This window comes from Acidobacteriaceae bacterium, assembly GCA_035944135.1.
In the GTDB taxonomy this organism is placed as follows: Bacteria; Acidobacteriota; Terriglobia; order Terriglobales; family Acidobacteriaceae; genus Granulicella.
Genome location: DASZBM010000001.1, coordinates 486102 through 509843, shown reverse-complemented (window position 1 = coordinate 509843; position 23742 = coordinate 486102). Strand labels below are relative to the sequence as shown.

Here is a 23742-nt window from a genome sequence, read left to right as displayed (position 1 = left end):
AACGAGTTAGCGGCTCGTGGCAACATGGTGGAATGACGCAGGATGAAGCAAAGGCGCTTGTAGGCAAACGCGCGGCAGAGCTGGTGGAAAACGGCATGCGCGTCGGTTTGGGAACCGGGTCGACCTCGGTGATGTTCATCAAGGCGTTGGGAGAGCGCGTGCGGCACGGCCTGAAGATTCGCTGCGTGGCGTCGAGTGATTCGAGTACGGAGCTGGGCCGGTCGCTCGGCATGGAAGTCGTCACGCTGGAGGAACTGCCGGAGCTTGATCTTTATGTCGATGGCGCGGACGAAGTGGCTGTGGTTCCGGGTGCGGGGTTGTATCTGATCAAGGGCGGAGGCGCAGCGCTGCTGCGCGAGAAGATTGTCGCGAGTGCGGCGGATAGATTTGTCTGCGTGGTGGATGAGTCGAAGATCGTCCCGAAACTGGGTAAGTTTCCTCTGCCGGTGGAGATCATTAAGATGGCGCGGCCGCTGGTGGAACCGCGGTTGGCTGAACTTGGGCTGAATCCAAAGCTGCGGATGAAGAAGGATAGTTCGGGCCCGGTGCTGACGGACGAGAACAACTGGATTCTCGACTGCGCGGCGGGTGTGATTGAAGACCCTGAGGAGACTGCGGCGGAGATACGGTCGATCGTCGGCGTGGTGGAGCACGGATTGTTTTTGGGTATGGCGGAGAGAGCGCTGGTCGCAGGCGAAGGCGGCGTGCGTGAGCTTACCGCGTAAGCGCGAAGGCGATCAGCGTCGGGCCGGCGTTGGCCGGGTCTGCTTCGGCGCGCGCGATGAGATCGTCTTCGAGCGGACGCCAGCTCTGATCCATTTCGCAGAGGGCGACTTCTTCGGTTGAGGCGTTGGTGAAGCAGAGCTCGCAAACTGTGAGATGGTCATCCTCGTCGCGCACCGGTGGACCAAAGGTGCGGCACTGCACGGGGCGCGCGGAGTAGAGATCGCAGGTCCCGGTGACGGGGTCGAGCACAGGGCAGGGCTCGTCGTTGGCGAAGTCTTCGAACGCATGTTCGTGATGCGGCTCAGTGAAGAGGATCCCGGTTTGCGGGTCGCCTGGGAAGCCTTCCGCGAGAAGACGATCGCGTGACGCCAGGGCACGCGCGCGGATGCGCTGGGCGAGATCAGGAGGTGCGGCTGCGAGCGCCTGACCGAGTGCCGCGGCGTCGAGCGGCGTGATCGCGAATACACCGATGCAGCACTGGTGGCAGCCGGGGCGGCAAGCCAGATGCGGACCGGAGCGCAGAGCCGCGGCGTCAAGCGCGGCGTCGATGATGGGAAAGAGTTCGTTCACCGCGGTGAGAACAAGTGTATCGGGCTTCGAGACTCATGGCGGCACGACAGAGGCTGCGCAGAGATTTGCGGCGATGTCGAACTGATTTTCGGACAAGTGGGCGGGACCCTGCATCGTCAATAGGCTTGTTCGCGTCCGATGAAGTATGAGCACTTCACTGGACATCGCACAGAAGGACAAGCGCTGGTTCATTACGGGCGCTTCGAGCGGCTTCGGCCGGCTGATGACGGAATACCTTGCCTCGATTGGAGCGAAGGTAGTTGCCACTGCGAGGAATGTAGAGAGCCTGCAGGAGATGATGCTTCGGCACCCCGGAGAAATCATTACGCTGCAGCTTGATGTTACCGACCAACACAGCATTGATCAGGCGGTAGCGGATGCGATAGCGCGCGTGGGACACATCGACGTGCTGGTGAACAACGCAGGCTACGGCGTCGCCGGCGCGGTGGAAGAGGTCACGGCGGCGGAGTACATGCCGATGTTCAACACGAATGTCTTCGGGCTGATCAATGTGACGAAGGCGCTGCTGCCGCAATTTCGTGAGCGCAGGTCGGGAACGATTGTGAATTTTTCTTCAATAGGCGGACTCATCGGAGGGGCAGGATGGGGTTATTACAACGCGACGAAGTTCGCGGTGGAGGGCCTTTCGGAAGCACTCGCAGCTGAGCTCGAGCCGCTGGGGGTGAATGTGATGGTCGTAGAACCGGGGCCGTTCCGCACGGACTTCCTCGGCCGGTCGGCCGTGGAGGCGAAGCAACACATCTCTGATTACGAGCCGACGGTCGGTAAAACGCGGGAGTACTTCCGCAGCCAGGCGGGCAAACAGCCGGGTGATCCGCAGCGCGCTGTCGAAGCGATCGTGACCGCGGTGAGCGACCCGAATCCACCCAAGCATCTGCTGCTGGGCAAGATAGCGCTATCGCGTTTTCGCAAGCGGCTCCAGGAATGGAATGCGGAGTTGGACCGCTGGCAGACAACAACCGAAGGTGCGGATTTTCCGGACGCGTGAGTGGAACGGGCGTCATTTTTCCCCTTGACCGTGTTTGGGATTACTCTCTAAGAGGCGTATTCAACGCGAAGACACCGGGCGATAACCGGCGATGAGGAAGGACCTTTATGCAACTTGGATTGATCGGACTCGGCAAGATGGGCGGCAACATGGCGGAGCGTCTTCGCAAAGCAGGCCACACGATTGTCGGGTTCGACTTCTCGCCGGACGCGGTCAAACGACTCACCGATTCCGGCTCGAAGGGCGTGAGCTCGCTCGAAGACCTGGTGAAGAATCTGACGGACTCGCCGCGCGCAATCTGGATCATGGTGCCGGCGGGCGACCCGGTGGATCAGACGATTGCGAAGCTTAAGCCGCTGATGAAGAAGGGCGACATCTTTATTGATGGCGGCAACTCGAACTACAAGGACTCGCAGCGGCGTCATGATGAGCTGAAGAAGGAAGGGTTTGAGTTTGTAGATGTGGGTACGTCGGGCGGCATCTGGGGCATCACCGAGGGCTACTCGATGATGATCGGCGGAGATGAGGATACCGTCGATCACCTGACCCCGATCTTCGAGGCGCTGGCGCCGGCGGAGCATGAAGGCTGGGGGCGCGTAGGCCCGGCGGGTGCGGGGCATTTCGTCAAGATGGTGCACAACGGTATCGAGTACGGCATCATGCAGGCGTATGCCGAGGGCTTCTCGATCATGCGTGCGAAGCAGCCGCTGCATCTGGACCTGGTGCAGATTTCGGAGATCTGGCGTTATGGTTCGGTGGTGCGTTCGTGGCTGCTGGACCTCACAGCGGATGCGCTCAAGAAGAACCCGACGCTCGAAGGCCTCGAGGCTTACGTTCCGGATTCCGGAGAGGGGCGCTGGACGGTGTTCGAGGCGATCGACCTGAATGTGTCGGCGCCGGTGATCACGGATGCGCTGATTCGCCGCCTGCGCTCGCGTGAGGAGAACAACTTTACCGACCGCATGCTGGCTGTGATGCGCAACGAGTTTGGCGGGCACGCGGTGAAGAAGGTCTCTGCGGGCGAGAAGTAGAATCGGCTGCCGTTGCGGCACGGAGAAAGAGAGGGCATTATGGCCACGATGGTTGAGGATGTGGGGCAGTCGCTGAATGAGCGCGAGGTGCTCGAGGGTGGGTTGAAGGGCGAGCGAATTCCGGAGCCGTGCATCGTCGTGATCTTTGGCGCATCGGGCGATTTGACCAAGCGCAAGTTGCTGCCGTCGCTCTTTCACCTGGAGCAGCAGCATCTGCTGCCGAAGGAATTTGCCGTTGTGGGTGTGGCGCGTCGCGATCTCTCGGCGACCTTCGCGAGCGACATGCAGGATGGCATTCTGAAGGGCGGCGGAGTGGACCGCGGTGACTCCGGACTGAAGCCGTTCGTCGATCGCGTGAAGTACTTTGCGACCGACTTCGATAACGATGAAGGGTTCGAGAAGCTCAAGGCGTTTCTCGCCGATATCGACAAGCAGTACGGTACGAAGGGAAACCGGCTCTTTTATCTGGCCGTGGCGCCCGAGTACTTCGCTGATATCGCGCAGCGGCTTGCGAAGCACGATATGACGAAGCCCAAGGAGAAGGGACAGTGGATCAATGTCATCATCGAGAAGCCGTTCGGAACGGATCTGGAGAGCGCTCGCAAGCTGAATGACGAACTGAACCAGGTGCTCGGCGAGAATCAGATATTCCGCATCGATCACTATCTCGGCAAGGAGACGGTGCAGAACATTCTCGTCTTCCGGTTTGGAAACGGCATCTTTGAGCCGGTATGGAATCGGAACTATATCGATTACGTCGAGATTACAGCGGCCGAGTCGATCGGCATTGAAGGTCGCGGGCCGTTCTATGAGAAGGCCGGCGCGCTGCGCGATGTATTGCAGAATCACGTGATGGAGGTGCTGAGCTTCGTTGCGATGGAGCCGCCGGATAGCTTCGAGTCGGGCGCGGTCCGAACCGAAAAGCTGAAGGTGTGGCGTGCGATTGATCCGATTCCCGCGGAGAACACGGTGCGGGGGCAGTATGGTCCGGGAACGATCGATGGTCAGGCTGTCATTGGTTATCGGCAGGAGGACCGCGTCGATCCACAGTCGACTACCGAGACGTTTGCCGCGTTGAAGTTGAACATCGAGAACTGGCGCTGGGCTGGTGTGCCGTTTTACATTCGTGCCGGCAAACGGTTGAAGACGCGCGTGACTGAGGTGACGGTCACCTTCAAGAAGGCGCCGTTGCACCTGTTCAAGACGAACAATAATCGGAACAGTCAATTGTGTCCGAACGTGCTCAAGATTCGGATTCAACCCGATGAGGGCATTTCCCTTGAGATCGGCGCGAAGGTCCCAGGGCCGACGACCAACGTAAAGAGTGTGAAGATGAACTTCAGCTATGCGGAGGCGTTTGGAAAGAGTTCGGCGACAGGTTACGAGCGATTACTACTCGACGCGATGCTTGGTGATGGAACGCTCTTTGCTCACCGTAATGGCGTAGAGGCAACCTGGGCCTTGATGACTCCCATTCTTGAAGCGTGGAAAGCGAAACCTCCGAAGGACTTTCCGAACTATGCCGCGGGCAGTTGGGGACCGAAGTGCGCCGATGATCTGCTGGCGCGTGACGGAAAATCCTGGCACTCAAGGTAGGCCATCGAACGATTGGGAGAATCATGCCTCGTCCTGTAACCGTCACTTACCAGGTGTGGCCATCGGCCGCCGCGATGGCGCTGGCCTCGGCACATCTGTTTGCGACCAGAGTAGAGCAGGCGGTTGCTTCCCGCGGGGTCGCGAGAATCGCAATCTCCGGTGGCTCGACGCCACAATCTACCTTCAAATTGCTGGCTGATCCGGCGCAGCCGTTTTTGGCGACAGTGCCGTGGGACAAACTGCAGCTGTTCTGGGTAGACGAGCGGTGCGTTCCGCCAGATCATCCAGAGTCAAATTATGGCGTCTGCCGCGAGATGCTGCTGAAGAAGGTGCCGATCCCCGAGGCGAACGTCTTCCGCATGGAGGGCGAGCTCGACCCGGAAGAGGCGGCATCCCGCTACGAGAGCACGTTGCGCAACGTGATGCGGCTTGAGGGCGCTGAGTCGCCCGCGTTTGATCTCGTTGTGCTCGGCATGGGGCCGGATGGGCACACGGCTTCGCTCTTCCCGCACACGGAAGCGCTCAATGAGATCGGCCGCCTGGTGGTGGCGAACCATGTGCCACAGAAAGAGACGTGGAGGATTACGCTGACCTGGCCGGTCATCAACCAGGCCGCTGAGGTCGCGTTTCAGGTGGAAGGCTCGGGGAAAACGGATGTTCTCGCCGAGGTTCTCACTGGGCCTCGCGATCCCGAGAGGCTCCCGTCTCAACTGATTCGACCATCGAATGGTAAGCTGCTCTTTCTGCTGGATCAGGACGCGGCGGCGAAGCTGCCGCCGGCCGCTGAGGTCGCTGAGTCGAAGGGCTATCGAGTTGGCACGCTGGAGATTTAGCAGTGCAGGAGAGTTGAGAGCGCATGATTCTGGCTGGGGATGTCGGTGGGACCAAGGTTCATCTGGCGCTGTACAACTTCGTCGCGGGCAAGCTGTCGCCGGTGCGTGACGAGAAGTTTCCGGCAGCCGAGTTCGCGTGCCTCGATGACGTGGTGAAGACATTTCTTTCGCCCGAGAAGAGCGGACGGCCGGATGTGCGCGATCAGATCATAGCGTCGTGTTTTGGCTGTCCAGGACCAGTGCGCGACGGACGACTGAAGCTCACGAACCTGCCCTGGACGCTTGATGCTCGCGACCTGCAGCGATCGCTTGGTATTCAGCACATCTTCCTGATTAATGATCTGGAAGCGAACGGCTACGGCATCACCGAAGTCGCACACGACAAGATATTTACGTTGCATGCAGGTGACGCGAGTTCGGTTGGACATCGCGGCCTGATTGCGGCGGGGACAGGATTGGGCGAATGCCTGTTGATCTGGGATCCCATTCTGCGGCGGCACCTGCCGATTCCTTCAGAGGGTGGTCACGGTGACTTTGCAGCGCGCAACGAAACCGAGATTTCGCTGCTGAACTATCTGCGTCGAAAGCTGAACGGCCGCGTCAGCACGGAGCGTGTGGTCTCCGGTATCGGGATGCAGAATGTCTACGAGTTTCTCCGCGATGATCAGAAGATGGACGAGCCGGCGTGGCTCCGCGACCGCATGAGCAATGAAGACCCGAACGCTGTTATCGGCTCCTGTGCGGACGACGGATCGAGCGAGATCTGCGTTCGCACGATCGAACTCGTCGCATCAGCGTATGGCGCCGAGGCGGGGAACCTTGCGCTGAAATTGCTGGCGTTAGGCGGCATCTATCTCGGCGGTGGAATCGCGCCGAAGATCCTCAAGTTCCTGTCAAATGGCGGGTTCATGCACGCGTTTCTGGATAAGGGCCGGATGTCACCGCTGCTCGATACGATTCCGGTGCGCGTGATTCTGGATGACACGTGCGCGTTGCTGGGCGCGGCGGCGTACGCGGAGGCTCGTGCTTCGGAACTCTCCGGGCACTCGGAACGGCAGGCATCTGTGCACGGCGCCTGAAATCGCAATCGTCCCGCTGAGAACGACGGCTCGCGTACGGCTGCATGGGCGGTAGAATCTATGCATGTCCACAGCACCTCTGACAGCCTCTGCGGAGCCACAGGTCCGCGAAGAGCAAGCGTCAGACCGTCTGCGGATCACTACTGCAGTGGCACTCTCGGTCGCATTGGGCGTCCTCGGCCTGTTTGCCATCAGGTCGACCTGCAGCGCGTTGTGGGCCATGTGGATGAACGATCCGCTGAAGTCGATCGGTGCACTCATTCCGATCGTCAGCATCATCCTGATTCTGCGCGTGTGGCGGTCGCTTGGATGGACGCTGCGAGGGAGCTGGTGGGGACTCGCCGTTCTCGCCGCGACGATCGCAATGGTGCATGTGCGCGACCAGGCGGTCATTGAGCTGGTGCTGTCGCCATCGTGGACTATTGTTCTTCCGCCGCACTCGCTCGTGGCGGTGGCATACACTGCCGGGTTCGTGCTGCTGTTTGGCGGCGTGAGTTTGCTGCGCGCCGCCTGGTTCCCGGTAGCGCTGATGTGGTTCGTCAATCCGGTCCCGCACGTGTTCAACAGGTATATCGACCTGCCGCTGCAGCACGTGTCGGCAATGGTCGCGCGCAGCTTCGCGCATGCACTTGGTCAGGCGCTCACTCCAGATCAGCTCAGCCTGATGTTCACGCCGAAGTTCGGCATGTTCATCGCGCCCGGATGCAATGGCATTCGCGGCGCGGTCGCGATGGGATTCATCGCGCTGATCGCCGGGTATTTGTATCGCCTCCGCGCGTGTCAGTGGGCGCTTCTGACCCTGGCAGCAGTTCTCCTGGCGTATGTATTCAACTTCGTGCGCCTTTGCGGCCTTGTCTTCTACTACGTATTGGCGCTGCGGTTTCCCTGGCTGCAAGATCATGCGGCGATGGGCGATTACATCCTGGGAGCGTGTCTGTTCTTCAGTGCGACGCTGCTGCTGTTCGCTGCTCTTTCGCGCTGGAGCCCGCAGTGCAACCTTCGGCTGCCACGGCTTGCCCATTCAAATCCATTCGTTGCTCCGATCTCTCGCGTGCCGTCGCTGATATTCCGTTGCGGAGCGTTCATGCTGCTGATCACGATGGGCAGCGTGAGCTACGCGCGAGCGATGTTGCGGCCGGCAAGTTCATCCTCTGCGTTCGTGCGCGGGACGGGTGTGTTTCCGCAGCAAGTAGGAACGTACAAGCTCCAGCGCGAGTGGAACGAGTCCCTTATGACAGGCCCCATACTCTTTCATTGGGCGGAGTACATCCAAGGCAGCGGAAACCCGGTAGTGGCCATCGGAGTTTCGCCGACTCTCGGCGCGCATGACACCCTCATCTGTCATGCTGCGCGTGGAGAAAACTGGATATGGCATGGTCCGCTGAATCTCTTAACTCCGGACGGGATAGTGCCAGTCAGCGCATCACTCTTCAATGATGGCGCGACGCAATATCTTGAGGCAGCGACAGTCTGCACCGGTGCTGTCTGCAGTGAAACAGCGACGGATCGAACCCGCTTTGGCCTGATCTACAGCCGTCCTGCCGCGCACGATTTGCTGACACAAAATCCCGCGCGACCAATTCCTATTCTGCTGCGCGCCGAAACACCAGACGCAACTCTCAGCACAGCGCAGGCGCGTAAGGAACTTACGCAGAGCCTCTCACAATTTCTCTCCGGAGCCGATCTTGCTGCGTTTACGAAGCAGTATCGCCAACACTGAGAAGCATTACCCACGCTGGAATACGGGCCAGATGCGACTTACGATCCTCAGTTTGCTGGGTGCAGCGATGCTCGGCATTGCGGGCTGCGGATCCACTGCGACCAACACGGGAGGCACGGGCGGTTCCGGCGGATCGAGCGAGCCGAACAGTTGTAAGGCCATAAACGTAACGAGTCCAACGCAACCCGCTCCGACGAAAAACTACACGTTGTCTGGCTTCGCGGGAGTTGTACGCGCTGGAAATTTGCCGATTGCCGGTGCAAGTGTGCAGCTTTATGCTGCGGGCGCAACGGGCAACGGCTCCGCTCCAACAGCCCTATTAAACGCCCCAATCACGACGGACTCCACAGGGGCATTTACAACAGGGAACACCACATGTCCTTACAGCAACTCGGTCGTCTATCTCGTTGCGCGCGGAGGTTCCGCTGTCGGTCTTGATTCCTCAAACAGCGCGATAGCGCTGGCATCAGTGTTGGGTAGCTGCTCTGCGGTTAAGAGTGGAGCAGGGGTGGTCATCGACGAAGCCACTACGGTCGCGAGCGTGTGGGCACTCGCTCCGTTCATGGGCAGCGGAGGACAAATAGGAGCAACGGCGACCAACAGCAGCGGGATGGGCCTCGGTGCTGCGACCGCGTTGAACCTGGTGAATCCCGCAACTGGCAAGACTCCGGGCGTTTCTTTTCCGGCATCGGGAACGGCTCCCACAACGAAAATCAACGCGCTCGCGAACGTCATGAATGGTTGCGTGGTAGCGAGTAGCTCCTCAAGCACGGCGTGTACGCAGCTTTTTGCGGCGTCCTCGGGAAATGGCGGGGCTCCGACGAACACTCTTGATGCGGCGATGAACATCGCCAGATCGCCCGGGGCAAATGTGGCGACAATCTACGGATTGACTGGCGGATCGGCTTCGTACTCGCCCGCACTGAGCGCGGCACCGAGCGATTGGACTCTCTTCGCAACTTACAGCGGAGGAGGCATGAACGGGCCATCTTCGCTTTCGATCGATTCGCAGGGGAATGTGTGGGTGGCGAATTACTTTGGAAGCGCAAGCCTGTTTTCAAACGCTGGCACTCCGATATTCCCCCAAGGCATCACAGGGAACGGCCTACAGAACAGCTACGGCGGTGCCGTAGATGTGAACGACACGGCGTGGATCGCAAATGAGGAAAGCGCGAGCAGCGTAAATAACGGACTTGGCTCCCTGACGCTGCTGAACAATAGCGGTAGCTCCTCCGGGCAGTATGTGAACGGCGGTCTGAACTTCCCGATCGCCGTCGCATTCGATACGAGCGGAGTCGCCTGGATCGTCGATTACGGCAATTCGCATATCACCCTGTTGAGCAGCAACGGATCGGCCTTGTCCGGGACAGCAGGTTATACGTCTGCGAGTCTTGAATTTCCTTCGGCGATTGCTACTGACTCGAAGTGCAATGCTTATGTTGCGAACCAGTCAAGCAACACAATCACACGCGTGATCGCGGACGGATCTGCATCTACAGATTTTGTCGTAGGGCAGGGACCGGCCAGCGTAGCCGTCGACAGCGCGGACAATGTCTGGTCGGCGAACTTCTATGCGAACAGCGTCGGCCTGGTCTCTCCGGCCGGAATGGTTCTCTCCGGAACCGGATACACCGGGGGTGCCCTGAATGCGCCACGGGCAATCGCCGTTGATGGCAACGGCACTGCATGGGTGGCGAGTGAGCGCGGCTCTACGCTCGCCGAGTTTGCCGCTGCCTCGAGCACGACCCCCGGTCAACTTCTCTCGCCCAGCGCGGGATGGGGAGCCGATGCAAAGCTTCTCGAACCATATTCCATTGCAATCGATGCGGCGGGGAACATCTGGGTATCGAACTACGCCAGCAACACACTGACGGAGTTCATCGGTCTGGCTGCGCCAGTCAAGACTCCGATGCTTGGTCCGGTCCGCGTACCGTAAGCCCGGTCACATCAGCCGAAAGCGCTCGCGCATAAGCCGCTGAAATCGCGGACGCCAGATGAGGTCATAGGCAAGTTCCTTGCCCGGGAACATCGCCAGCGCAGCCGTGCGCGCATCCGCGATCATTTGCGAAGCGTCTTCGATCGTCAGCGTTCCATCCTGTGCGATCACCTGCATGACCATGTTCATCATCATCTGCATCCGACGAATCAATCTGGTCTCGTCGCCCACAGCGTCATGGGTGAGTTGAGGCCGGGAAGCATCGGGCGCGGGTGTATTGCCGGTGGGCTGCGGATCGATCGATTTGCTCAATGCGAACTCCTTGCTGCCACTGCGGGCTTAAGGATTGGACGCTGCCGAGAGCGTCGAGATGCTGCCGTTTGGCGAGATCAGGAAGGTCTCGGCACCTTCGCGGTCGGTGCGCCAGGTCGGCACATGGGCCTGCTCAAGTCTATTCAGCACCTCCCATCGTGGGTGACCAAAGGTGTTATGGGTGCCAACACTGATTACCGCCACGCGCGGCGCAACGGCTGCAAGAAAGGCATCCGCCGTTGAGGTCTTGCTGCCGTGATGTCCAACCTTGAGCAGCGTGGAGGGTGCAACTCGATGATCCAGCACCATATCTGCCTCGCTGCTCCACTCCGCATCGCCCTCCAGCAGCACGCTGCCTCTGTCATATGCCAGACGCATCACCAGGGAGTCATCATTCTTCGGGGCACCTGGATTGCTGTAGCCCAGTTCAGGAGAGAGAACATCCGCGTGCACGCCGCTCCAGTCGAAGCTGTCGCCGGCATGGAAGCTGCGTACCGTAATGCCCAGTCCCTTTGCCTCTGCGAGCAAGGAGCGCATCGCTGGCGCCTGACGCGGTTCGATGCTGATCCAGAGCTCCCGCGGATGCAAATCGCGCAGTATCGCAGGCATGCCGCCCATATGATCGCTGTGCGCATGCGTGAGCATCACTGCATCGAGGCGTCGGATGTGCCGCGACCAGAGGTAAGGCGCGACAACCTCTTCACCCACATCCCAGCGCGAGTTCGAAGCCGCTTGACCGACGGGACCGCCGGCGTCAACGAGAAGCGTTCCTCCTTGCGGCGAGACAACGAGCAGAGAGTCACCCTGGCCGACATCTATCGCGGTGACCTCCAGCACACCTGGATGAACTCTCGGCGGCGTGGGCCAAAGCGCGACAACGGGAGCCGCAACGATTGAAATACACGCGGCGACGAGCCACGCACGCGACCGCATCCGAAGAGCAATGCAAGCCAGCACAATCGCTGTGGAGGCAACAAACACGAGTGCAGGAGATGGCGCAGGAACGCGCAGGTCGGCCACACTCACGTGGCCGATTCGATCAACAGTTCCGCGAATCAGGTGAATGAGTGCAGCGGTGCAGGCCGCGGGAACACGCGCAACAGAGATGCTGATGAGTGACGTGCAGAACGTAAGTATGGTCAGAGCCAATAGGGCAGCGATGAGCGGGACAAGCAGCAAATTTGTGGGAAGCGCGAGCAGTGTTGCGCGGTGGAAGTAGGTTGCCATTGGCAGAACCATGCAAATCTCCACGGCAACGCCGAATAGAACGGCGCCGGCCACGCCGGCCATTCCGCGGCCAAGCCAAAGTGGAAGATTCCGCAGGCGGGGATGAAGCAACGACGCGCACAGCTGTCCGAACATCCGCAGCCGAACGCGTAATTGCGCAACTCGCGGATGAATGTTGGCATCCAGCGCGATCGTGTCCAGATTGCGCAGTGCACGCGCATGCGGATGGAAACTGCGCGCCTCGACAGGCCGTGCGAGCCCGGCAGCCGCAATAATGACTAGCGTTGTCATCTGGAAGCTGGCTTCGAATAGTGCCCGCGGATCGATGGCAAGAATGATGGCCGCGGCGATGCCGAGCGCGTTCAGCGGGCCGGTGTCCCGGCCAAATAATCGTGCGAGTAGATAGGCTGCAGTCATCCCCAGCGCACGTTGCACAGGCGCGCCAAAACCGGTCAGTAGAGCGAACAGCAGTCCAAGACTCAATGCGATGGTCACGGCTGCTCCCTCTCGCATCCTCGTCTTTCGCAACAGCCACAATAGTCCGCCGATCAGCAGCACGATGTGCAGACCGGAAACGACGAACAGATGAAAGGTGCCGGTGCGCTCGAATCCTGCACGCAAGTCTGTTGTGAGCTGCGTCCGGTCGCCCACGAGCATGGCGCTGAGCATAGCTGTGTCGTCTGAATTAGGTTGCATCCACGCGGGCGACCGCGCCGGGGTGGGAGCACTCAGCTTCTGCAAGCGACTCGAAGCCCAGCTCTGCGCCGCTGCGAGACGGCAACTCCAGGCTCCCCGTGCGTGGTCAACGATATGGAGTCTCTGCGTATGAGCAGATGCAAGAGCGCCGATGCCCTGGCCGAGCAGGTAATCGGAGTAAGACCATGCTCCCGGATCGCGATATGTATCCGGAACACGGAGGCGCAACGGCACTTCGATGACATCGCCGCATTCGAGTGCAGGGTCTGCGTCCATCAGAGTGACGCGAAGCCCTCCGTTCACTGGTCGCATCTCGGAGACGTCAGGCGCGACATCTTCGACTGCCTCCACATTGAGATCAACCGAGCGATGTGGCTCCCCGCTGATCTGTTCCCATGCGCCGGGGCCGAGCGCCCACGGGAAATCGTTCACCTGGTCTTGAGAAGAATTTTCAGGAGGAAGCTCCCGCACTCGCATTACTCGCCCGCGCACCGTGCGACTCAATCCGTCTGCGTACCTGGTGAGTTCTGATTGCCGGGAGATCGGCAGTTGAACCTGCGCGCATATGCAGCCAACGACGACCCAGAGCGCCAGGACGGGAACTACTGCTATGCGCCGCCACCACACCAGGCTGATGATTGCGAGCAACACGAGCAACGCAAAGGAAGTGGCCAACAACGCTGGCGGCTGCCATCGGCGCGCAATCAGATCGCCGGCGGCGAAGCAGAGTGCAGCAGCCAACATCGGACCACCCCGCAACTGAGGTGGATCGACGGCTGGCGGCGAGTCCATCCAGTGTTTGGGAGTCCCGACTGCCTGCATGAGAAGACACTCCGATTCCACGGAGTGTGCCTTCAGTGTGTCATGAGCGCCGCCGAAGCCTCACTACCGCCTCTTGGTGATATGTCTGGGGAAAAAGATCGACCGAATGCAGCGCTTCAATCGTGTAGACCGTCTGCAAAACCGCGAGGTCACGGCCCAGAGTAACGGGATCGCAGGAGACATACACCATCTGTGGCGGAGCGAGTCGCGACAGCAGTTGGCACACTTCCATCCCCGCGCCCGCCCGTGGAGGATCAAGCACGACGAGGTCCGGACGATCGCGCTGCAGCACCGCACTGCGCAAGAAATCCACGATGACAGCCGCGACGCCTTTATGCTGCGGGCCGATGCGTTGGAGCGACGCGCCAAGCTCACGCGAGGCAGAGGGATTCGCCTCCACACCTGTTACCTGCTCAAATGTGTGCGCCAGAATCCGCGCGAAAAGCCCAACACCGGCGAACAGATCCCACGCGACCTGACCACGCTGGCCGGAGCAAACGAGGTCCACCATCGCAGGCAGAAGAAATCGATTCACCTGAAAGAAACCGCCGCGCGCAATCCAATAGCGCTCTCCCGCGATCTCATAGTTGAGACCAGCCGCGCCCCAGTTCGCCAACTCGCGCTGAACCTGCGCCGTGCGTGGCTGAATCTGAAGAGCTCCCGCACCAGCGAGCTCCGGAAGTTTCTGCTGAAGCACCGCGAATGCTTTCTCAAAGCTTGCGGCCGAGAGCTGCTTCGGCGTTTTGGAAAGCAATGTGATCTGCACGCGGGACTCATCGGCAGCGCAGAAGAGCTCCACCTCGGCCGCAGACTCCAGCCAGCGCTGCATCTCCGCGTCTTCCGAAGCAGCTTCGAGCATTGCTTCAGCGGCCCGCCAGAGCAATGGCGCAGCAATGGGACATGTGCTGATCGGCAGAATCGAGTTGCTTGCACGCTCCCGATATCCAAGCCGAAACGCGTCACCCTCGCGAGTCACATGCAGCCGGATCCGGTTGCGATAATGCCACGCGTCCGCGGAGTGCATTGTGATCTCTGGAAATTCAGAGACGCCGGCTCGCATCAGCGACTCGCGCAACACCTCTTGCTTCAGTCGAAGCTGCTCAGGATAGTTCGCCATCTGAAGATGGCAACCTCCGCACACTCCGAAGTGCGGACATCCGGGCTGCACGCGTTCGCTCGAAGGCTCGAGCACATCAATGAGCCGCAGCTCACCTTTGATTCCGAACGGCACTGCTTCGACGAGCTCGCCGGGCAGCGTAAACGGAACGAACAATGCTTCCGGGCCCGAGGAACTCGTCGCAGAAGCTGATCGCGCAAGCCCGAAACCTCCGTATACAACGCGTTCGATCCCTAGCTGGACCGGCTTCATTCGCCCACGCTCATGTAGAACAGGCTGAGCCGCGGAAGCGAATGCGTCTGCAGCAATCTGCGCGTCAGAAACTGCTGCTGCACCTGTCGCAATTGCACAGCAGTCATGCGCGAGCGGAATTGTGCAATCTCCGTATCGGCTTCCTTGCGCAGACCCACAAGCTCCGCTTCGCTTGCTTCTGCCCGCACAGCGTCTACCATTCGCTCTTCAAGAACTGTGAGGTTACGATCGAGTTCTTCGAGTGTCATCGCGTCAGTATCGTTTACACCTGCGGCTAACTCCCGCAGTCTTGTTGCGATCGAGGCGAGCGCGTCATTCGACGACCTATCGGCGGCGGCTGTAACCGAGTCCGCATTCCGCTGCAGATAGGAAGCGATGCGTTCATTCTCAAAGCCGCTCGGCTGACTCGCGATCTCGCGTTGCGGTGCAGCACCGGTCGCGGCGTCAACCATCTCCTCAGCTGCTGTCATCACCGCCTGGGCGCACCACGCGAGTCCATTCACTTTGCGTAGACGGCCCTTGGCTCGCACCGAGCGAGTCTCGTAGCGGTCGAATGCCGCGTCAATGCCGCGCAGCACGGCCTCCAGGGGAACCCCAGCCTCGCGCCAGGTCTCAATCAGCGCCCAGTCGAGCGTTGAGAGCAGCAGCAGCGATCCACGCCTGCGGCTGAAGCGCTCTTCAATTTCAGTGAAGTAATGAAAGTAGTTCTGCATCGAGGCGCACGCGGGAGACAGTACGACTCCCTGCGTTCCTCAGTTTACTTGCCTGTTTTCATTCCGTCGCCGCTGACGGTCATGATTGCGTTCCCAGATCAGCCGCAGGCCATTAAGCGTCAACATCTCCTCCACCCGCGAGATGTACTTACTGTCGGCAGAGATCAGCTTCGCGAGGCCGCCGGTAGCAATGACCTTAGTTTCGGGACCCAACTCATGAATCAGCCGCTCCAGGATTCCGTCGACCAAACCGATGTACCCGTAGTACAGCCCAATCTGGATGTTGTCCGTTGTGCTCGTTCCAATAATCTTCGCCGGCTTCTTGATCTCAACTCGAGTCAGCCGCGCGGCCCGTGCAAAAAGTGCATCGGCCGAGATCCCGAGGCCCGGAGCGATTGCCCCACCCAAAAAGGCGCCTTGTTTTGAAACCACATCAAAAGTAGTCGCGGTTCCCATGTCCACGACGATCGCAGGACCTCCAACCAGGTCGAAGGCAGCCACGCAGTTCACCACCCGGTCCGCGCCAACCTCACCGGGATTGTCTGTCAGCACCGGCAGCCCGGTCTTGACGCCCGGTTCGATGAATAGCGGTCGCACCTTGAAGCAGACCTCGCACACGCGGCGAAGCGATGCATCGAGTGGTGGCACGACCGACGAGATCGCAACCCCGTGTACATCCTCCGTCTTCACATTGCGCATTGTGAACAGCGTCTGGAGCAGCACACCCAATTCATCTGGTGTCTGCTTATGCGGCGTTGTGATTCGCCAATCTGCAACAAGTGACGCGGGTGCGCTGTCCGTTGCTGGTTGAAAAAGACCCATGACAGTGTTCGAGTTACCCACATCGATCGCCAGCAGCATGGTTGGTTTCGGTACCTCTCAAATCTCGTCTTCGCGGTATCTTTTATACCTCACGAACGCCGCCTGAGAGCACCGTTCGGCGCACTCTTTGGTCATCATCTACGACAAGAAAACCACGGCTATCCAGACCGGAAGTAACTCCGGTATAGCCGCCGTCTTCAGGAACCTGGACGCGTTTGCCTTGCACCCATGACGAGGCTCTCGTGAAACGACTGAGAATGCTCTCATCCGTGGTTACGCCCGCGTATTCGCGGTCGAGCTCGTCCAATTCGCGATCCAGTGCACGCAAGAGCGCTATGAGGAGTGTTTGCCGGCTCAGAACTGCAGCACCCTCCAGCCGGAGTGATGTCGCGAGCGATGCGATTTCCGGCGGGAATGACTCGTGGTATACGTTGATCCCCACCCCAATCACCGCATAACGAAGTGCGGCTGATGCTCCCGTCGCTGCGTTCGCGACCGAAGTCTCCACGAGAATTCCGCCGAGCTTCCGCCCGTCGCAGAGGAGGTCATTCGGCCATCGCAGATCGATTCGGATCCCGGTAGTTGAGAGAATCGCCTGCTGCGCAGCCAGACCCGTCGCGAGCGATAGCCAAAGCGCGCGATCCAGCGGAAGCTCCGGCGTTACCAGGACGCTGAGGTACAGTCCATCCGCGCGCGTCGAGTGCCACGAATGTCCGCCGCGGCCTCGTCCTGCGGTCTGCTCATCCGTAACCCAGATGCCCCGCCGCGCACCGGCCTGGGCGGCCTCGAGCGCAAGCTGGTTGGTCGATCCTGTCACCGGCAGCCACGTTACTGGGCCGCTAATCGCCAGCAACTCGATAGCGCGCCCAACTGCTGACGCGTGGATCGTGTTCGATTCTTGCTCTATGTCCATGCTCTTCATGATGGTACCTGCATCTCACAAGGCAGGCTGGTAACCTGAGCCAGCCACCGCGCGATGATCGACAACCTGCCCGTCTCACTCACTCATCAGTGTGCAACCCTCTTATTACTTGCGATTCCGGTCGCCTGTGTCGCATGGACTGTCACGCACGAAGAGGTCTTCCGCGAGCCCCGCGAGTTTTGCAAACGTAAGAGCGAACGCGCGCCTGCGCTCCCGCAGCGAAAGTTCTTTTATCTCTTCACGTGCGAGTACTGCTTCTCACACTATGTAGCAGCATTTGCACTCTGGATATTTCACTTCCAAATGTTGTTCCTCGGTTGGCGCGGCTATCTTGTCGCATGGTTCTCGCTCGTGTGGATGGCCAACGTTTACATGAGCCTCTTCAATAGGTTGCGTCTCGACATCAAGCACGAGAACGTCTCGATTGCGGTGGATCAAACATCGCTTCCACCAGAGGCTCCGCAAAGAAAATCGTAGGGCAACGTTGTGAAGCGTTGGCCGTCTTAAGCAAGAGGAGGAATCGAGATGGCCGACTATTCACCACGAGCAGAGGGCGCCGCAGAGCCGCGAGGGTTCGGCGAGCACACACGTGGACTCTCCGGCGAGTATGCGCATGAACAGGGGTGGGGACTCAATATCGAGCAGCGCAGGCGAGAGTCAGTGAATCCACAGAACACCGACGGCGGCCTCGACTACAACTACGGCGCTCGTGTCTTCGGCGACGAACCGGTGAACACGCAGCTTGATCCCAATGCAGCCGGGCAGCAGCAGAACACCAGAAAGGATTGATCATGGCACGAACACCGGAGAACAAATCTCACGCTGAGAGGCAGGCCGGCGAGGAAAAATTGCACGGCGATGCTCTCGATGAGGTGGTCTCCTCGGCGGGCGAACGCTCGGTTGCGGCAGAACACGACTCTAAGAATTCGAGCGCAAAGCAATCCGCAATTCCCGCGCCGGAGGATGGAAGCCACGCGCGCTCGCAGGCGGCCCACCTCGGCGGCCATCCTCACGACCACACCAAGCCTGTTGGCGATATGCGCAAATACGACGCTGAACGCGAACCGCCAAAGGAAGTCAGCAGGGCAGGGAAGGAATACCGCCGCCAATAGGTACACGCGCAATAAAGAAGGGCGCCACCTGGCGCCCGTTCTTTACTTCAGCTTTCTTTCACTCGTTATTCCGCTCAACCTTCTGCTGACGTTTGTTTTCCTCGCCGGCGCTGTGCGTCGTCACGCCCGGCATATCTTCATGCTGCTTCCGCGCGGTGTTCTCCGCCTCCAGGCGCGTGCCTTCGTCGATTGACTTGGGAAGATTGTCGCGGCGATCATTCATGTGAAACGCCCGGTTCGCTCCCGTCTGCGCGCCATCTGCATTCTCGTAAAGCTTTGCGTCTTCTCCTCGTCCTACGTCTTGTGGATTCAAATTCGGCTCAAGGTCCATTGCGGCTGAGCTGACATTCTGCTCGGAGTTGGTGTGAGGCGATTTTTGTACAGCCATAGAAATCTCCTACGTTTGAGACGCGGCGCAGATTACCGCCGTTGTCGTTCTTAGCAAACTACTGTTGCGGTAATGAAGCCAGAGCCGCCTCCGCCTTTTCTTTCAGCGAGCGCGTCTCCGCTGCCTGTTTCTTTAATCCGTCGATGATGTGCGCCGGAGCTTTCGCAACAAACCCGGGGTTGTTCAGCTGCTTCTCCGCCGCCTGCAGGCCCTTGTCGTACTTTGCGATGTCCTTCGTGAGGCGTTCCCTCTCAGCAGCAACATCAATTTGCCGCTCATAAAGGACCGCCACATCGAACACTGCGGTCGCTCGCGCACTGTTGCCAGTCAATGCCTCTCCGGCGATCTCCACTGAACTCACGCGCGCCAGCCGTGAGAGCATGTCCGCATTGTCCTGCGCCAGCTTAGCGGCCGAGGCGCTCGAGTGCAGGCGAATCGCCGCAGACTCCTTCTCCGGAACGCCAAGATCCTTCCGCAGCGCACGAACCGTAACGATCAGCTCCTGCAAAGTTTGCATCGCCACGATGCTTGCCTCGTCTTTCGCGAAATCTCCAGCCAAAGGAAAGCGTGTGAGTGCAATGGACTTCGCCGGAACCGGCTGCTCAATCGCGCTATATAGCGCATGCCAGAGCTCCTCCGTCAGGAAGGGCATGAAAGGCGACAGCAACCGCAGGGCCGCTTCAAAAACGCTCACCAGCGCATTCAATGTGAGCTGCGCTGTCTCGTTCTTTGCCGTTCCAAAGTCGAGCCGCAGTTTCACCAGCTCGACATACCAGTCGCAGAACTCTCCCCAGAAGAACTGGTAGACAGCATTCGCCGCCTCGTCGAATCGATAGTTCTCCAGCGCTCTTGCCAGTTCCTCCGCAACTGTGTGCAATCGCGCCACAATCCAGCGCGTTTCCAGCGGAGCTTCACCTAAGTTCTGCGGCAACCTCAGCGCAGCGTTGTAACCCGCTTCGCGAGCGCGATCGATCTGCATCTGCACGAACCGCGCCGCGTTCCAGATCTTGTTCGCGAACGCGCGATAGCCCTCCGTCCGCGCCTCGCTGAACGCGATGTCCGTTCCCGGCGAAGCCTGCGACGCCAGCGTGAACCTCACCGCATCGGTGCCGTATTTCGTGATCACCTCGATCGGGTCAATCACGTTGCCCTTCGTTTTCGACATCTTCTGCCGGTCCGCGTCGCGCACCAGCCCGTGGATGTACACCTCACGGAATGGAACGGCCTCGGCAAGCGTGCGTGCTGAACCATCAGGCATCGGCACGTCCAGCATGAAGTGGCAGCCCAGCATAATCATGCGTGCTACCCAGAAGAAGAGGATGTCGAATCCCGTCACCAGCAGGTCGGTCGGATAAAACGCCGCAAGGTCCGCGGTCGGCTTCGAGCTATCGCCATCCCACCCCAGCGACGTAAACGGCAGCAGCCCTGAGCTGAACCACGTGTCGAGCACGTCCGTATCCTGCGTAATCTCCGCCGAACCACAATGCTCACACGCGTTCGGCGTCTCGCGAGCAACAGTAATCTCGCCGCAATTGCCGCAGTGCCACGCCGGAATCCGATGTCCCCACCACAGCTGCCGCGAGATGCACCAGTCGTGAATGTTGCGCATCCACTCGTCGTACGTCTTCTTATAGTTTTCCGGTGTGAAGCGGATGTGTCCCTCATCCACTGCCGCAATCGCTTTGTCCGCCAGCGGCTGAATCTTCACAAACCACTGCATCGAGAGCCGCGGCTCTATCACCTCACCCGTGCGCTGCGAGAGTCCAATCGCATACTGATGGTCTTTGATATCCACCAGCGCTCCCGTCGCGCGCAGGTCTTCCACCACGCGCTCGCGCGCAACAAAGCGGTCGAGCCCGTCGTACGGCGTCCCCGGCAATACAATCTTCGCGTGCTCATCCATGATCGAGAGCTGCGGAAGCTTGTGCCGCTGCCCGATCGCGAAGTCATTCGGATCGTGCGCTGGCGTCACCTTCACCGCGCCCGTGCCGAACTCCGGATTCGCCCACTCATCCGCGATCACCGGAAGCTCTCTTCCGACAAGCGGCAGCACCAGCACCTTTCCGACGAACTGCTTGTATCGCTCATCATCCGGGTTCACGGCCACCGCAACGTCACCCAGCATCGTTTCCGGCCGCGTCGTTGCAATGACGATCGAGCCTGAGCCATCGGCGAGTGGATACCGAATGTGATACAGCTTGCCCGCTCGTTCTTCGTGCACCACCTCAAGGTCCGACACCGCAGTCCCGAGCACCGGATCCCAGTTCACGATGTACGCTCCGCGATAGATCAGCCCCTGCTCCCACAGGCGAACAAAGGCCTCTTTCACTGCCTTGCTCAGCCGGTCATCCATCGTGAAGTACTCGCGCGACCAGTCCACACTCGCGCCCAGCCGCCGCATCTGCTCCGTGATCGCTCCGCCGTACTGCTTCTTCCAGCACCACACGCGCTGCGTGAACGCCTCACGGCCCATCTCCGTGCGGCTCGGTCCACCTTCCGCCGCAAGCTGCCGCTCGACCATCATCTGCGTCGCAATCCCCGCATGGTCCGTACCCGGAAGCCACAGCGCGGTCTCTCCGCGCATGCGGTGCCAGCGCGTCAGGATGTCCATCTCGGTCTGGTTCAGCATGTGGCCCATATGCAGGCGCCCCGTCACATTCGGCGGCGGCAGCAGCTGAACAAACCGCGGTCCCACGCTCTCACCTTCGCGCGGCGTCGGCACATGGAACAGCCCCCGCTCCACCCAGAACTTCGCCCACTTTTCTTCAATCAGGGAAGGCTCATACGCCTTCGGCAGCTCAGAACTCATAAGCCTTAAGCGTAGCAGGCGCAGCGGCAGAGATCAGAAATCAGAGAACAGAGATCACTCGCGCCACACAAAAATTGAGGGCCCCCGCAGGAGCCCCCATTTGATCTCTGTTTCTGATGTCTGTTCCCTGGTTCTAGAACGGGTTCAGCTTATCCGCGCCCTTCTTCTTCTTGTGCTTGCTGGAGCTTTCGTCATTCTTGTCGTAGTCCGGCTTGGGATTTTTCTTCCCGGCTGGCTTCGTCCCCGCGGGCGGCGTCTGATTGCCAGCGGCGTCATTCACCTGGTCCGGAGCTGCCGCCGGCGCCTCCACAGCAGGCAATGGCGAATTGTCCTTCGGCCCCACGGCCTTCAACCCGAGGTTCGGATCGGCAGCTCCCGTGGCCGACGGCAGCGAACTCGCCGCACCAGCCCCGGTATTCACACTTGGCGTCAGCACCTCAACGCCTACTCCCGTTCCACTCGGCGAAGCGTCCGACGGCGACGCTGGAGTCATCTCGGTCGCTCCGCCCGTGTCATTGCCTGCACCTGCGGCCGGAACGTCTGACAGGGTCGGCGGCGCGGCTGGCGAGGCAGGCTGCCCCGGTGGAGTTCTCGGCTGCGGTGGAACTTCACCGGGCCCGGGCTCAATCGCCGGCGTCGCTGTCTTGACCTCGGCCTTTGGGCTCGTGCCAGGGTTGAGCGCATTCTTGTAGCTGTCCAGAATTGCGTGCGCCACCTCAGGCGCCAGCACCGGACTCGGATCTTCCAGAGGAGGATCGCCAATCTGCGCCGCCGTAACCGTGTCCGGCTTGCGCATAAACAGCAACGCGAGCCGCTTTTGCATGGTGTACTGCGCCCGGCTGCCCTCCAGCGCTTCGCTGGCCGCCATATCTTCCGCGGTCGGCTCCGGAATCGGCAGGTTCATCGCCGCCAGCCGCTCCTTCGCGAACTCCGCATGCGGAGCCGCAGCGTGCTTCAGCACAACCTCGCGATACTCCGCCGCCGCTTTGCCGTCGTACTCCTGCTCGATTGAAGACTTCAAAGCCTCGGTCATGCATGGCGTATTCGGCGGGAGGTTCGGCGCACACAGTCTGGAGGCGCGCGCAATCTTCGCCTCCGACTCGTACGCGTCCCCAATCCCAATCAGCACATCGTCCATGTGGCTGTACTGCGGATAGGTTTCTTTGACCGTCTGATAGCGCGCCAGTGCCGCCGGCCAGTCCTCATGCGTGGCATAAAACGCCCCGATGTCGGCCTCGCGTTGCGCTAGCACCTCCTGCACATCACGCAGCTTCTGCTGCGCCTCCTTCAGGATCTCCTTCGGAGCGTCCGGATATTGCTTCAGCATCGTCCGGTACTCTTCCTCCGCATGCTGCGCCTTCGAGTAATCGCGGTCCGGAACGTCCATCTGCTTGAAGTAGATATCGCCCACGCGCATCTGCGCCTCGGCCGCCTCCGGTGCATTCGGGAAGAAGGTGATGAAGTCCTTGTACTCCTGCTCGGCCTGCGCCAGCGCCGCCGACCCGCCCTCGCGATACCATGCGTCCGCGATCGCCAGCTTCGCCCGCATCTGGTACTGCGAATCCGGGTAGGTGCTCAGGAGCGTGTTCAGATCCAGCCGCGCCACGTCGAAGTGTCCCGACTTGATCTGCGCCAAAGCCTTGTCATAAAGCTGCTTATCCGGCAGGTCAACATCCTTGCCCACCAGCGGATTCATCTTCTTCGCCTTCTTCTCCTCGGCAAGCGTGTCCTTGGTGGACTTCACCTTTTCGTCCTTTTTGGACTCACGCGTCTTCTTCTTCGACGTAGTCACGCTGACCGTGGCGGACTCCTGCGGGCGGCCTTGCGCATCCGTCGTCGTCTGCGAGCTTCCGGTCACCTGTGCGCCTGCTGCAACCGTAAGGGCCAGCGCGGCAGCAATTACGCCCGTCGCCAAACGCGCCGTGCGGGGAGAAGAAAGGGAACGTTCCATCATCAAAAATCCTCGATCCGTCCCGGCGCCATCGCACCAGGACTGCCGCGCGGCGTAAGCCGCATAAGCTACCCAGATTCTAAATGGCAAAGCCCCGTC

At 60.1% G+C, this 23742-nt stretch carries 21 protein-coding genes; 11 read left to right on the top strand and 10 right to left on the bottom strand.

Annotated elements, in window-relative coordinates; genetic code table 11:
* The first annotated feature begins 32 nt into the window (after positions 1-32).
* Positions 33-725: a ribose-5-phosphate isomerase RpiA gene (rpiA, locus tag VGU25_01940; protein ID HEV2575947.1), complete on the top strand. Its 693-nt coding sequence runs from the start codon at positions 33-35 to the stop codon at positions 723-725.
* Here the strand turns inward: rpiA and VGU25_01935 are convergent.
* Positions 715-1296, bottom strand: a complete 582-nt coding sequence (locus tag VGU25_01935; protein HEV2575946.1) for a YkgJ family cysteine cluster protein — start codon at positions 1294-1296, stop codon at positions 715-717. The genes rpiA and VGU25_01935 overlap by 11 nt on opposite strands.
* Before the next feature lie 145 nt (positions 1297-1441).
* Between VGU25_01935 and VGU25_01930 the strand changes: the two genes are divergently transcribed.
* The 7 genes from VGU25_01930 to VGU25_01900 all read left to right on the top strand — a co-directional run bounded on the left by VGU25_01930 (position 1442) and on the right by VGU25_01900 (position 10500).
* Entirely contained in the window at positions 1442-2305 is an 864-nt protein-coding gene (locus VGU25_01930; protein ID HEV2575945.1) for an oxidoreductase, read from the top strand.
* A 107-nt stretch (positions 2306-2412) separates the two neighbouring features.
* Positions 2413-3336, top strand: a complete 924-nt coding sequence (gnd, locus tag VGU25_01925; protein HEV2575944.1) for a decarboxylating 6-phosphogluconate dehydrogenase — start codon at positions 2413-2415, stop codon at positions 3334-3336.
* Positions 3337-3375: 39 nt separating this feature from the next.
* The gene (gene zwf / locus VGU25_01920) at positions 3376-4932 is read left to right on the top strand and encodes a glucose-6-phosphate dehydrogenase (GenBank protein HEV2575943.1); all 1557 of its coding nucleotides are present in this window, start codon (positions 3376-3378) and stop codon (positions 4930-4932) included.
* Between the two features lie 23 nt (positions 4933-4955).
* Complete coding sequence (gene pgl, locus VGU25_01915; protein HEV2575942.1) at positions 4956-5765, top strand: 6-phosphogluconolactonase; 810 nt, start codon at positions 4956-4958, stop codon at positions 5763-5765.
* A gap of 23 nt (positions 5766-5788) precedes the next feature.
* On the top strand, positions 5789-6844 hold the full coding sequence (gene glk / locus VGU25_01910; GenBank protein HEV2575941.1) for a glucokinase: 1056 nt from the start codon (positions 5789-5791) through the stop codon (positions 6842-6844).
* A 64-nt stretch (positions 6845-6908) separates the two neighbouring features.
* The gene (xrtJ, locus tag VGU25_01905; protein ID HEV2575940.1) at positions 6909-8564 is read left to right on the top strand and encodes an exosortase J; all 1656 of its coding nucleotides are present in this window, start codon (positions 6909-6911) and stop codon (positions 8562-8564) included.
* Between the two features lie 31 nt (positions 8565-8595).
* Positions 8596-10500 (top strand): NHL repeat-containing protein, encoded by a 1905-nt coding sequence (locus tag VGU25_01900; GenBank protein HEV2575939.1) that lies wholly within the window; start codon positions 8596-8598, stop codon positions 10498-10500.
* A 6-nt stretch (positions 10501-10506) separates the two neighbouring features.
* Here VGU25_01900 and VGU25_01895 read toward each other — a convergent pair whose 3' ends face one another.
* The 6 genes from VGU25_01895 to VGU25_01870 form a co-directional block, all read right to left on the bottom strand.
* Positions 10507-10731, bottom strand: a complete 225-nt coding sequence (locus VGU25_01895) for a hypothetical protein (protein HEV2575938.1) — start codon at positions 10729-10731, stop codon at positions 10507-10509.
* 108 nt (positions 10732-10839) lie between these two features.
* Positions 10840-13557, bottom strand: coding sequence for a ComEC/Rec2 family competence protein (locus tag VGU25_01890; GenBank protein HEV2575937.1), 2718 nt, complete (start codon positions 13555-13557; stop codon positions 10840-10842).
* Positions 13558-13597: 40 nt separating this feature from the next.
* Positions 13598-14926, bottom strand: a complete 1329-nt coding sequence (gene rlmD, locus VGU25_01885) for a 23S rRNA (uracil(1939)-C(5))-methyltransferase RlmD (GenBank protein HEV2575936.1) — start codon at positions 14924-14926, stop codon at positions 13598-13600.
* Complete coding sequence (locus VGU25_01880) at positions 14923-15639, bottom strand: hypothetical protein (GenBank protein ID HEV2575935.1); 717 nt, start codon at positions 15637-15639, stop codon at positions 14923-14925. The genes rlmD and VGU25_01880 overlap by 4 nt, the downstream gene beginning before the upstream one ends.
* 39 nt (positions 15640-15678) lie before the next feature.
* The gene (locus VGU25_01875; protein ID HEV2575934.1) at positions 15679-16500 is read right to left on the bottom strand and encodes a type III pantothenate kinase; all 822 of its coding nucleotides are present in this window, start codon (positions 16498-16500) and stop codon (positions 15679-15681) included.
* Positions 16501-16543: 43 nt separating this feature from the next.
* A complete protein-coding gene (locus VGU25_01870) occupies positions 16544-17383 on the bottom strand; it encodes a biotin--[acetyl-CoA-carboxylase] ligase (protein ID HEV2575933.1) in 840 nt (279 codons plus the stop codon).
* 54 nt (positions 17384-17437) lie between these two features.
* On the opposite strand from VGU25_01870, the gene VGU25_01865 reads away from it, so the two are divergent.
* The 3 genes from VGU25_01865 to VGU25_01855 are packed head-to-tail and all read left to right on the top strand — an operon-like array spanning position 17438 to position 18495.
* Positions 17438-17860, top strand: coding sequence for a hypothetical protein (locus VGU25_01865; GenBank protein HEV2575932.1), 423 nt, complete (start codon positions 17438-17440; stop codon positions 17858-17860).
* A gap of 48 nt (positions 17861-17908) precedes the next feature.
* A complete protein-coding gene (locus tag VGU25_01860) occupies positions 17909-18172 on the top strand; it encodes a hypothetical protein (GenBank protein HEV2575931.1) in 264 nt (87 codons plus the stop codon).
* A 2-nt stretch (positions 18173-18174) separates the two neighbouring features.
* Positions 18175-18495 (top strand): hypothetical protein, encoded by a 321-nt coding sequence (locus VGU25_01855; GenBank protein ID HEV2575930.1) that lies wholly within the window; start codon positions 18175-18177, stop codon positions 18493-18495.
* Positions 18496-18553: 58 nt separating this feature from the next.
* Here the strand turns inward: VGU25_01855 and VGU25_01850 are convergent, their stop codons facing one another.
* From VGU25_01850 to bamD, 3 genes are all read right to left on the bottom strand, one after another.
* Complete coding sequence (locus VGU25_01850) at positions 18554-18883, bottom strand: hypothetical protein (GenBank protein ID HEV2575929.1); 330 nt, start codon at positions 18881-18883, stop codon at positions 18554-18556.
* A gap of 58 nt (positions 18884-18941) precedes the next feature.
* Positions 18942-21692: a valine--tRNA ligase gene (locus VGU25_01845; GenBank protein ID HEV2575928.1), complete on the bottom strand. Its 2751-nt coding sequence runs from the start codon at positions 21690-21692 to the stop codon at positions 18942-18944.
* Between the two features lie 133 nt (positions 21693-21825).
* Complete coding sequence (gene bamD / locus VGU25_01840; GenBank protein HEV2575927.1) at positions 21826-23646, bottom strand: outer membrane protein assembly factor BamD; 1821 nt, start codon at positions 23644-23646, stop codon at positions 21826-21828.
* Between the last annotated feature and the right edge of the window lie 96 nt (positions 23647-23742).

Coding starts and splice junctions, on each gene's coding strand:
- rlmD (HEV2575936.1), bottom strand. CDS start 14,926: ATGAAGCCGGTCCAGCTAGGGATCGAACGCGTTGTATACGGAGGTTTC.
- VGU25_01855 (HEV2575930.1), top strand. CDS start 18,175: ATGGCACGAACACCGGAGAACAAATCTCACGCTGAGAGGCAGGCCGGC.
- VGU25_01880 (HEV2575935.1), bottom strand. CDS start 15,639: ATGCAGAACTACTTTCATTACTTCACTGAAATTGAAGAGCGCTTCAGC.
- glk (HEV2575941.1), top strand. CDS start 5,789: ATGATTCTGGCTGGGGATGTCGGTGGGACCAAGGTTCATCTGGCGCTG.
- VGU25_01860 (HEV2575931.1), top strand. CDS start 17,909: ATGGCCGACTATTCACCACGAGCAGAGGGCGCCGCAGAGCCGCGAGGG.
- VGU25_01845 (HEV2575928.1), bottom strand. CDS start 21,692: ATGAGTTCTGAGCTGCCGAAGGCGTATGAGCCTTCCCTGATTGAAGAA.
- rpiA (HEV2575947.1), top strand. CDS start 33: ATGACGCAGGATGAAGCAAAGGCGCTTGTAGGCAAACGCGCGGCAGAG.
- VGU25_01870 (HEV2575933.1), bottom strand. CDS start 17,383: ATGAAGAGCATGGACATAGAGCAAGAATCGAACACGATCCACGCGTCA.
- pgl (HEV2575942.1), top strand. CDS start 4,956: ATGCCTCGTCCTGTAACCGTCACTTACCAGGTGTGGCCATCGGCCGCC.
- VGU25_01890 (HEV2575937.1), bottom strand. CDS start 13,557: ATGCAGGCAGTCGGGACTCCCAAACACTGGATGGACTCGCCGCCAGCC.
- VGU25_01930 (HEV2575945.1), top strand. CDS start 1,442: ATGAGCACTTCACTGGACATCGCACAGAAGGACAAGCGCTGGTTCATT.
- zwf (HEV2575943.1), top strand. CDS start 3,376: ATGGCCACGATGGTTGAGGATGTGGGGCAGTCGCTGAATGAGCGCGAG.
- VGU25_01850 (HEV2575929.1), bottom strand. CDS start 18,883: ATGGCTGTACAAAAATCGCCTCACACCAACTCCGAGCAGAATGTCAGC.
- bamD (HEV2575927.1), bottom strand. CDS start 23,646: ATGATGGAACGTTCCCTTTCTTCTCCCCGCACGGCGCGTTTGGCGACG.
- xrtJ (HEV2575940.1), top strand. CDS start 6,909: ATGTCCACAGCACCTCTGACAGCCTCTGCGGAGCCACAGGTCCGCGAA.
- VGU25_01865 (HEV2575932.1), top strand. CDS start 17,438: ATGATCGACAACCTGCCCGTCTCACTCACTCATCAGTGTGCAACCCTC.
- VGU25_01875 (HEV2575934.1), bottom strand. CDS start 16,500: ATGCTGCTGGCGATCGATGTGGGTAACTCGAACACTGTCATGGGTCTT.
- VGU25_01900 (HEV2575939.1), top strand. CDS start 8,596: ATGCGACTTACGATCCTCAGTTTGCTGGGTGCAGCGATGCTCGGCATT.
- gnd (HEV2575944.1), top strand. CDS start 2,413: ATGCAACTTGGATTGATCGGACTCGGCAAGATGGGCGGCAACATGGCG.